The following is a 9,968-nucleotide window of genomic DNA, read 5'->3' as shown; positions in this document are numbered from 1 at the left end:
TCACACCCGTTCCCATACCGAACACGGAAGTTAAGCTCTCTAGCGCCGATGGTAGTTGGGACCTTGTCCCTGTGAGAGTAGGACGTCGCCAAGCAACTAAAACACGAGTCAAATGACTCGTGTTTTTTCGTGTTTTATTTTATAATCCATAGTAATAAAAAATGTGTTTAAAGTATTCATATTTTGTTTAAATACAGGGGAATGTGGCTAGGATAGTGAATAAGCAAAAGAGTTGCAAATTTTATTAATACGTATATAATTAAAGTCAAAGATAGTCAAAGTCAATAAAGGTGGCGGATAAATGAGAAATATATCTGATATCATTGAGCAATATCTAAAGCAAGTTATTGACTTAAGTAATAATAATGTGATTGAAATCAAGAGAAATGAGATTGCGGATCGATTCGAGTGCGTACCATCTCAAATCAATTATGTAATCAATACCCGTTTTACGTTAGAAAGAGGATTTGTAGTAGAAAGTAAACGTGGTGGAGGAGGTTACATTCGCATTATAAAAGTCAAACTGCATGACGATATAGATATTATTGATCAAATGCTTCATATGATTGATCATAGCGTTGCGCAAGGGAATGCAGAAAGTATGATTATACGTTTAATAGAAGAGGGAATTATAACAAATCGTGAAGCGAAACTGATGTTAAGCGTAATAGATCGTTCTGTATTATCAATGGATGTTCCTTCTCGAGATGAACTTAGGGCTCGAATATTATGCGCAATGTTAAGAACACTGAAATATAAATAAATATAACTTTTGTAAAAGATTGATAACTAAGATAAAGCAGTTAAATATTGTAGAAGTTTTGAAAAAGAACATGCACTTTTATTTAAACGGATTCAGGAAAGCGAACAATCTAGTAATGTATGAAAAGTACCATGAGATAGAGCGTTCCTGTTGTAAAGGTGGGGATAGTGATGACTTGTCAAAACTGTAATATAAGACCAGCAACTTTACATTATACAAAAGTAATTAACGAGAAGAAGGCGGAAGTTCATCTTTGTGAGCAATGTGCAGAGCAAAGTGGCTATACGTCTTTCTTTCCATCATCGCAGTCTAACTTTTCATTTCATGATTTATTTGCTGGTTTATTACACGGTGAATCAACAATGTTTGAAGAAGGAAAAAATGGATTTTCAAATGCAGATATAGTAAGATGTCCAGATTGTAAGATGACATATGAACAATTTACAAAAGTCGGACGTTTTGGCTGTTATTCTTGTTACGATACATTTAAGGAGCATTTAAAGCCATTATTAAAACGCCTTCACGGTGGGCATACAGAACATTGTGGGAAAATTCCGGAACGTATAGAAGGAAATATCCACTTAAAGAAAGAATTAGATGAACTAAAACTTATTCTGAAACAATACGTACAGAAAGAGGAATTTGAGAAAGCTGCAGAAGTAAGAGATAAGATCCGAGGTCTTGAAATACAGCTTAGTGAGCATAGAGAGGGGGAATAGTTCTATGTCACTGGACAAAATTATGAACGAAGCAATTAGTCCATGGATGAAGGGGGATGGCCCTGATTCTGATATTGTTTTAAGTAGTCGAATTCGTTTGGCTCGTAACTTTAAACAATATCAATTTTCCACTATGCAAAACGAAGAAGAAGCTAAACAGATTCATGAATTATTCAAAAAGAAATTCATAAATAAAGCAGTAGGGTCTTTTGGGGAGTTTGGACTATTAAAGATGAATGAATTAACCCCTCTTCAAAGGAGAGTTTTAGTCGAAAAGCATTTAATTAGTCCAAATCTTGCAGGGACAGAATATGGAGCATGTCTACTATCAGAAAGTGAACATATTAGTGTTATGCTTAATGAAGAAGACCATATTCGGATTCAGTGCCTATTTTCAGGATTACAGTTATCAGAGGCACTTCAAAGTGCCAATCAAATAGATAATTGGATTGAGAAAGAAGTTGAATACGCTTTTGATGAATCACTTGGATATATTACGAGTTGTCCTACTAATGTTGGCACAGGGTTAAGAGCTTCTGTGATGATACATTTACCGGGACTGGTTTTAACAAAAAGAATTAGCCGTATTATACAAGTAATTCAAAAATTAGGGTTAGTAGTAAGAGGAATATACGGTGAAGGTAGCGAAGCGTTAGGTAATATATTTCAAGTTTCAAATCAAATGACGCTAGGAAAGTCTGAAGAAGATATTATTGCAGATTTAAAGAGTGTCATTCAACAAATTATACAGCAAGAAAAAATGGCTAGAGAATTAATTGTACAAAATTCAAGTATTGAACTTGAAGATAAGGTTTATCGTTCTTACGGCATACTAGCAAACAGTCGTTTAATTCAATCTGCAGAAGCAGCCAATTGCTTATCAGATGTACGACTTGGTATTGATCTAGGATATATAAAAGGTATATCGAGAAATATTTTGACTGAGCTAATGGTTCTTACGCAACCAGGTATTTTACAACAATACGCAGGTGGACCTTTAGGGCCAGAAGAAAGAGATTATCGAAGAGCAACCTTAATCCGTGAGCGATTACGTATTGAAAAAAACTAAGCGCAAGTAGGAGGCGATTTCTATGATGTTTGGAAGATTTACAGAAAGAGCACAGAAAGTGTTAGCTTTATCTCAAGAGGAAGCAATTCGTATTGGGCATAATAATATTGGAACAGAACATATTTTACTTGGGCTTGTACGCGAAGGTGAAGGAATTGCAGCAAAAGCATTAATTGCTCTTGGATTAAGTCCAGAGAAAGTTCAAAAAGAAGTAGAAGCGTTAATTGGGCGAGGAACAGAAGCTTCTCAAACTGTACATTATACACCTCGTGCTAAAAAGGTTATTGAATTATCTATGGATGAAGCGCGTAAGCTAGGCCATTCTTACGTTGGAACAGAACACATTTTACTCGGTTTAATCCGTGAAGGTGAAGGTGTAGCCGCACGTGTTTTAAATAATTTAGGTGTAAGTCTAAATAAAGCAAGACAACAAGTGTTACAACTTCTTGGAAGTAATGAAGCTAGTTCAGGTCATCAAGGTGGTTCAGCAACAAATGCAAATACACCGACACTGGACAGTTTAGCAAGGGACTTAACAGTTGTTGCACGTGAAAATCGCTTAGACCCTGTTATTGGACGCGGTAAAGAAATTCAACGTGTAATTGAGGTATTAAGCCGTAGAACGAAAAATAACCCAGTATTAATTGGTGAGCCTGGTGTAGGTAAAACGGCAATTGCAGAAGGATTAGCACAGCAAATTGTAAATAATGAAGTTCCTGAAACTTTAAGAGATAAGCGTGTTATGACACTAGATATGGGTACAGTGGTAGCTGGAACAAAATATCGCGGTGAATTTGAAGATCGTTTAAAGAAAGTGATGGATGAAATTCGCCAAGCAGGCAATATTATTCTATTTATTGATGAGCTTCATACATTAATTGGTGCAGGTGGAGCAGAAGGTGCAATCGATGCATCGAATATTTTAAAACCATCTTTAGCACGAGGAGAGCTACAATGTATTGGGGCAACAACTTTAGATGAGTATCGTAAATATATTGAAAAAGACGCGGCTTTAGAAAGACGTTTTCAACCAATTCATGTTGATGAGCCAAGTTTAGAAGAATCGATTCAAATCTTGAAAGGTTTACGTGATCGTTATGAGGCGCATCACCGTGTATCTATTACAGATGACGCTATTGATGCAGCTGTAAAACTTTCAGATCGTTATATTACAGATCGCTTTTTACCGGATAAAGCAATTGATTTAATTGATGAAGCTGCTTCAAAAGTTCGCTTACGTTCTTATACAACACCACCAAACTTAAAAGAGCTTGAAGTGAAGCTTGAGGAGATTCGAAAAGAAAAAGATGCAGCTGTACAAAGTCAAGAATTTGAAAAGGCTGCATCCTTACGTGATATGGAGCAACGCTTACGTGAGAAGTTAGAAGATACAAAACGTCAATGGAAAGAGCAACAAGGAAAAGAAAATTCAGAGGTTACGGTAGAAGATATTGCAAATGTCGTTTCTACATGGACGCGTATCCCAGTTTCTAAACTTGCACAAACAGAGACTGATAAATTATTAAATTTAGAATCCATTCTTCATGATCGTTTGATTGGTCAAGATGAAGCAGTAGTAGCAGTAGCAAAAGCTGTTCGTCGTGCAAGAGCAGGATTAAAAGATCCGAAGCGCCCGATTGGTTCATTTATTTTCTTAGGACCAACAGGTGTAGGTAAAACAGAACTTGCAAGAGCACTAGCAGAATCTATGTTCGGTGATGAAGATGCAATGATTCGCATCGATATGTCAGAGTATATGGAGAAGCATTCTACTTCCCGTTTAGTTGGTTCTCCTCCAGGATATGTTGGATATGAAGAAGGTGGACAATTAACAGAGAAAGTTCGTCGCAAGCCATATTCAGTTGTATTATTAGATGAGGTAGAGAAAGCTCATCCGGATGTATTTAATATTCTACTACAAGTATTAGAAGATGGTCGTTTAACAGATTCTAAAGGACGTACAGTTGATTTCCGTAATACAATTGTTATTATGACGTCTAACGTTGGTGCCGAGGCGTTAAAACGTAACAAACATCTTGGATTTAATGTCCAAGATGAAAGCCGTGATTATTCGGATATGAAAGGTAAAGTAATGGATGAGTTGAAAAAGGCATTTCGTCCAGAATTCTTAAACCGTATTGATGAAATTATCGTATTCCATATGCTTGAGAAAAAACATATTCAAGAGATTGTAACTCTTATGGTAAATCAGTTAGTAAATCGCTTAAAAGAACAAGAAATCGAATTGCACTTAACGGAAGGGGCAATTTCAGCTATTGCAGATAAAGGATTTGATCGTGAGTATGGCGCTCGTCCACTTCGTAGAGCAATTCAGAAACATGTAGAAGATAGACTATCAGAAGAACTTTTAAAAGGTGCTATTGAGAAAGGACAAAAAGTTATCTTTGATGTAGAAGGAGAATCATTTGTCATTCATAGTGCGGAAAAGGTAAAATAAGTATAGACAAACAAAGAGGGCTACGCGATAGCCCTCTTTCTTGTACGAGAAGGATAAACGTTTATAGACGAAAGTGAAGTGAACTATAAAAAGGTATGGCTAAAAAGAAAACGAAATTTATATGTCAAGAATGTGGTTATCAGTCACCAAAATATATGGGTAAATGTCCTGGATGTGGTCAATGGAATACACTTGTTGAAGAAATGGAGCCAGTTGTATCATCTAGGCGCCTTAATTACGCGAATGCAATTCAAACGGAAGTAACAAAACCAAGACGTCTTACCGAAGTAGAAACAAAGTCTGAGGCACGTATTGAAACGGAATTTCAAGAGTTTAATCGTGTGCTTGGTGGTGGAATTGTAGATGGGTCCTTAGTGCTTATTGGTGGAGACCCTGGGATTGGAAAATCAACATTACTATTACAGATTTCATCACAATTAGCAGATTCTTCATATGATGTATTATACATATCGGGTGAGGAGTCGGCAAAGCAGATTAAACTTCGTGCAGATCGTTTGCATGTAAAGGGTAGCGATCTATTTGTTGTAGCAGAGACAGACCTGCAGCGTATTGCAGCACATATTGAAGAGATGAATCCAGCTTTTGTTGTTATTGATTCTATTCAAACGATACATTTACCTGAAGTGACGTCAGCACCAGGAAGTGTGGCACAAGTACGTGAATGTACAGCGGAATTAATGAAACTTGCAAAAACAAAAGGAATCCCTATTTTCATTGTCGGGCATGTGACAAAAGAAGGAGCAATTGCAGGACCTCGTATGTTAGAACATATGGTCGATGCAGTTCTTTACTTTGAAGGAGATCGACACCATACGTATCGTATTTTACGGGCTGTGAAGAACCGTTTTGGTTCCACGAATGAAATGGGTATCTTTGAAATGAAAGAGCTTGGTCTTGCGGAAGTTTTAAATCCTTCTGAAATCTTCCTTGAGGAAAGGCCGGTTGGTGTTGCAGGATCAACAGTAGTTGCTTCAATGGAAGGAACAAGACCGGTTTTAGTAGAAATACAAGCATTAATCTCCCCTACTAGTTTTGGAAATCCTCGAAGAATGGCGACGGGAATTGATCATAACCGTGTTTCGCTTATTATGGCAGTATTAGAAAAAAGAACAGGTTTACTATTGCAAAATCAAGATGCATATTTAAAAGTAGCTGGTGGTTTGAAATTAGACGAACCGGCAATTGATTTAGCAGTGGCTTTAAGTATAGCCTCAAGTTTTAGGGATAAATCTACGGCACCAACTGATGCAGTAATAGGAGAAGTAGGATTAACTGGAGAAATAAGAAGAGTATCAAGAATCGAACAACGTGTACAAGAAGCGGCTAAATTAGGATTTCAACGTGTTATTATTCCTAGAAAAAACTTAGGAGGATGGACAATTCCGGATGGGATTGAGGTTGTAGGTGTTTCTAATTTAGGAGAAGCGCTTCGTTTGACATTAGGAGGCTAGGCTATGGAAGAAAATAAGCAACGTGTCAAAAGTATGATTAATATTTTACAGCTCGTGGCCCCAGGAACACCACTGCGTGAAGGGATAGATAATGTACTTCGCGCACAAACAGGGGGGCTAATTGTTCTTGGATATAATGAGCAGATTAAAAGTATTGTGGATGGTGGTTTTCACATTAATTGTGCATTCTCTCCTGCTAGTTTATATGAATTAGCAAAAATGGACGGGGCACTTATTTTAAATGAAACGGGAAGTAAAATTTTAATAGCGAATGCACAGTTAGTTCCAGAGGCATCTATTGATTCTATTGAAACCGGTATGCGTCACCGAACAGCAGAACGTGTAGCGAAGCAGACGGGCAGCCTTGTTGTGGCCATTTCACAAAGACGTAACGTAATTACGCTATATCAAGGGAACTTACGTTATACACTAAAAGATATAGGGGTTATTTTAACAAAAGCAAATCAAGCTATTCAAACGTTAGAAAAATATAAGGCTGTATGGAATGATGGTATTACGAATTTGGGCATTCTAGAATTTGAAGAGGTCGTTACAATGTCTGAGGTAGTTCACGTTTTACATAGTGTTGAAATGGTACTGCGTATTAAAAATGAAATATTGAGCTATATTCATGAGCTCGGAACAGAAGGTAGGTTAATTCGTTTACAGCTTACAGAATTACTAGCTGATTTAGAAGCAGAGGCAGCATTGTTAATTAAAGATTACCATCAGGAGAAAACACAAGACCATCATCAAATTTTGAAAAAGTTACAGGACCTTGCAAATACACAACTTTTAGAGGATAGTGATTTAGTTAAATTACTTGGCTATCCAGGGCAAACTAGTTTAGAAGAAAGTGTGACGCCAAGGGGATATCGAATTACAAGCAAAATCTCTCGTGTTCCGCCACTTATCATTGAAAATTTAATTAATCGATTCAAAACGTTGCAAGGAGTTTGTCGCGCGACGATTCATGAATTGGATGATGTGGAAGGAATTGGGGAAGTAAGGGCGAAGAAAATACGAGAAGGCCTAAAAAGAATTCAAGAGCATCTCTATATGAGTAGACACAATTAAGAATATTACATTGATTCCATAATATAACGACACTAGAACATTTTTGTTATATGATATGATATATTGGTAAATAAAACTATTTATAAAAAAAAACACGTCCGCTTTTGCATTCGGCGTTTTGATTAGCGAAACAATGGTTAATAATGAGTAGGAGGTGGTTGGATGTTAAAACGGATCGTACAGCTCTTCTTTCTAGTAATCGGGGGAGCGTTAGGGATTTACTTAATCCCAAAAGTTATTAATGTATTAGACATCGGTGCTGTTCCTTTATTGGAAGGATCGTATGTTCGTGCGATTATTGGTGCAATTATTTTATTTTTAACAACATTTTGGCTTGTAGATTATATTGTTCAACTTATTAAGCATATTGAAGAGGCTCTTGTAAAGGCGCCTGTAGCAGATGTTTTATTTGGTACATTAGGATTGATCTCTGGTCTTATTGTTGCATATTTAATTTTAATACCGATTCGTGAATTTACAATTCCGGTTATTAGTACGGTGTTGCAAGTGTTCTTCACTCTTTTACTTGGATATTTAGGATTCCAAGTAGGATTTAAAAAGAGGAATGAATTGCTAGGATTATTTACATTACCCCAACGCGGAGGTAAGAAGAAAAATAATAGCGAGAACGAAGAGGTAGAAGCAGAAAAATCTACGACTCATTGGAAAATTCTCGATACGAGTGTAATTATCGATGGACGTATTGCTGATATTTGCCAAACGAAGTTTTTGGAAGGAACAATTGTGATTCCACAATTCGTATTAGAAGAGCTTCAGCATATTGCCGATTCTTCCGATGCTTTAAAGCGTAATCGTGGTCGCAGAGGACTAGACATTTTAAATCGTATTCAAAAAGAGATGCCGATTCCGGTAGAAATTTATGAAGGCGATTTCGAGGATATCCAAGAGGTGGATAGCAAACTTGTAAAGTTAGCAAAAATCACCGGTGGAACTGTAGTAACGAATGATTTCAACTTAAATAAAGTTTCTGAATTACAAGGAGTAACGGTGTTAAACATTAATGATTTAGCTAATGCAATTAAACCAGTTGTACTCCCTGGCGAAGAATTAAATGTTTATGTTGTGAAAGATGGTAAAGAGCAAAACCAAGGTGTTGCGTACTTAGATGATGGTACGATGATTGTAGTAGAAGATGGTAGAGAGTATGTAGGTTCGCAACTTAATGTACTGGTTACTAGCGTATTACAAACATCGGCTGGTCGTATGATTTTCGCAAAACGTAAATTATTAGAAAAAGCATTATAGGTAGAGGATTATTAATATGTATACATTAATTATTCCGGCAGCCGGCCAAGGAAAGCGGATGGGTGCTGGCAAAAATAAGTTGTTCTTACTTATAAACGAAGTACCGATTATCGTTCATACATTACGTGCTTTTGAAAAAGATAAAGAGTGCAAAAGTATTGTTATGGCAATTAACGAAGAGGAACGCCCGTATTTTGAGGAATTAATGCAGAAGTATCCGATTGAAAAACAGGTACAATTTATTCAGGGTGGAGCCGAAAGACAAGATAGTGTATATAACGCGATTCAGCATGCGAGTGATGTTGAATACGTTCTTGTACATGACGGAGCGCGCCCATTCGTAACGAATAAAGTGATTCAAGACGTATTAACAGCAGCAGAAAAATATGGAGCTTCCATTTGTGCAGTGCCAGTAAAGGATACAGTTAAGAAAGTAGAGCAAGGTGTTGTTGTCGAAACGGTAGAACGATCTCAGCTTAAGGCTGTACAAACACCGCAAGGGTTCTCTGTTTCTCTTTTGTTAGAAGCTCATAGAAGTGCAAAACAGAGTTGTTTTCTTGGTACAGATGATGCAAGTCTCGTGGAACGTATTGGTAAGCAAGTAGGTGTAGTAGAGGGGAGTTACTATAATATTAAAGTGACGACTCCAGAGGATTTACTAATTGCTGAAAGTTTCCTTCATGTTCAGAAAAAATAGCCGTGATGGTGTATAACAAAGGAAAGCTCGGCAATGGCCGGGCTTTTCTTTGTAGGGATATCAATATAATATAGAGTCATAAAGCTCAGTGGTTTAGCTCAAGGAGGATGTAAAGAATGTTTCGAATTGGACAAGGTTTTGATGTGCATGAATTTGCGGAAGGTAGACCGTTAATTATTGGCGGAATTACAATTCCACACGAGAAAGGATTAATCGGTCATTCAGATGCAGATGTATTGTTACATACGATTGCTGATGCATGTTTAGGTGCCATTGCAGCAGGAGATATTGGAAAGCATTTTCCTGATACAGACCCAGCTTTTAAAGATGCAGATTCAGCTGTATTGTTACAAAAAGTTTGGGAATTTGTGCGTGAACAAGGTTACGAGTTAGGGAACTTAGATTGTACAATTATTGCTCAAAAGCCAAAAATGGCACCGCATATTG

9 protein-coding genes and 1 rRNA gene are annotated in these 9,968 nt (G+C 37.0%); all 10 read left to right on the top strand.

The features are described 5' to 3' along the window. Positions 1-94, top strand: a 5S ribosomal RNA gene (gene rrf / locus MR160_RS31295); the annotation flags it as partial. A 207-nt stretch (positions 95-301) separates the two neighbouring features. Continuing rightward, on the top strand, positions 302-763 hold the full coding sequence (gene ctsR / locus MR160_RS31290; protein ID WP_001244560.1) for a transcriptional regulator CtsR: 462 nt from the start codon (positions 302-304) through the stop codon (positions 761-763). A 170-nt stretch (positions 764-933) separates the two neighbouring features. Beyond that, complete coding sequence (mcsA, locus tag MR160_RS31285) at positions 934-1,482, top strand: protein-arginine kinase activator protein McsA (protein ID WP_000128376.1); 549 nt, start codon at positions 934-936, stop codon at positions 1,480-1,482. A gap of 4 nt (positions 1,483-1,486) precedes the next feature. Continuing rightward, entirely contained in the window at positions 1,487-2,551 is a 1,065-nt protein-coding gene (gene mcsB, locus MR160_RS31280; RefSeq protein ID WP_000050837.1) for a protein-arginine kinase McsB, read from the top strand. A gap of 22 nt (positions 2,552-2,573) precedes the next feature. Next, positions 2,574-5,009 carry an ATP-dependent protease ATP-binding subunit ClpC gene (gene clpC / locus MR160_RS31275; RefSeq protein WP_000971173.1) on the top strand — a complete coding sequence of 812 codons (2,436 nt, stop codon included), beginning with the start codon at positions 2,574-2,576 and terminating at the stop codon, positions 5,007-5,009. A gap of 95 nt (positions 5,010-5,104) precedes the next feature. Then, positions 5,105-6,481 (top strand): DNA repair protein RadA, encoded by a 1,377-nt coding sequence (gene radA, locus MR160_RS31270; protein WP_242299005.1) that lies wholly within the window; start codon positions 5,105-5,107, stop codon positions 6,479-6,481. 3 nt (positions 6,482-6,484) lie between these two features. Next, on the top strand, positions 6,485-7,558 hold the full coding sequence (gene disA, locus MR160_RS31265; RefSeq protein ID WP_000392164.1) for a DNA integrity scanning diadenylate cyclase DisA: 1,074 nt from the start codon (positions 6,485-6,487) through the stop codon (positions 7,556-7,558). A 162-nt stretch (positions 7,559-7,720) separates the two neighbouring features. Beyond that, the gene (locus MR160_RS31260; protein WP_000919681.1) at positions 7,721-8,824 is read left to right on the top strand and encodes a PIN/TRAM domain-containing protein; all 1,104 of its coding nucleotides are present in this window, start codon (positions 7,721-7,723) and stop codon (positions 8,822-8,824) included. A gap of 16 nt (positions 8,825-8,840) precedes the next feature. After that, complete coding sequence (gene ispD / locus MR160_RS31255; RefSeq protein ID WP_044783182.1) at positions 8,841-9,521, top strand: 2-C-methyl-D-erythritol 4-phosphate cytidylyltransferase; 681 nt, start codon at positions 8,841-8,843, stop codon at positions 9,519-9,521. Between the two features lie 116 nt (positions 9,522-9,637). Further along, positions 9,638-9,968 (top strand): 2-C-methyl-D-erythritol 2,4-cyclodiphosphate synthase (gene ispF / locus MR160_RS31250; protein ID WP_242299004.1); only part of this gene is annotated, 331 nt, incomplete at its 3' end.

Source organism: Bacillus cereus group sp. BfR-BA-01382 (genome assembly GCF_022663475.1).
Taxonomy (GTDB): domain Bacteria; phylum Bacillota; class Bacilli; order Bacillales; family Bacillaceae_G; genus Bacillus_A; species Bacillus_A thuringiensis_S.
The sequence above is the reverse complement of the archived record's forward strand: the minus strand, read 5'-3'. Positions and strand labels throughout refer to the sequence as shown.

Excerpts from the sequence above, each read along its gene's own strand:
- disA (WP_000392164.1), top strand. The coding sequence starts at position 6,485 with ATGGAAGAAAATAAGCAACGTGTCAAAAGTATGATTAATATTTTACAG.
- ctsR (WP_001244560.1), top strand. The coding sequence starts at position 302 with ATGAGAAATATATCTGATATCATTGAGCAATATCTAAAGCAAGTTATT.
- ispD (WP_044783182.1), top strand. The coding sequence starts at position 8,841 with ATGTATACATTAATTATTCCGGCAGCCGGCCAAGGAAAGCGGATGGGT.
- radA (WP_242299005.1), top strand. The coding sequence starts at position 5,105 with ATGGCTAAAAAGAAAACGAAATTTATATGTCAAGAATGTGGTTATCAG.
- mcsA (WP_000128376.1), top strand. The coding sequence starts at position 934 with ATGACTTGTCAAAACTGTAATATAAGACCAGCAACTTTACATTATACA.
- MR160_RS31260 (WP_000919681.1), top strand. The coding sequence starts at position 7,721 with ATGTTAAAACGGATCGTACAGCTCTTCTTTCTAGTAATCGGGGGAGCG.
- mcsB (WP_000050837.1), top strand. The coding sequence starts at position 1,487 with ATGTCACTGGACAAAATTATGAACGAAGCAATTAGTCCATGGATGAAG.
- clpC (WP_000971173.1), top strand. The coding sequence starts at position 2,574 with ATGATGTTTGGAAGATTTACAGAAAGAGCACAGAAAGTGTTAGCTTTA.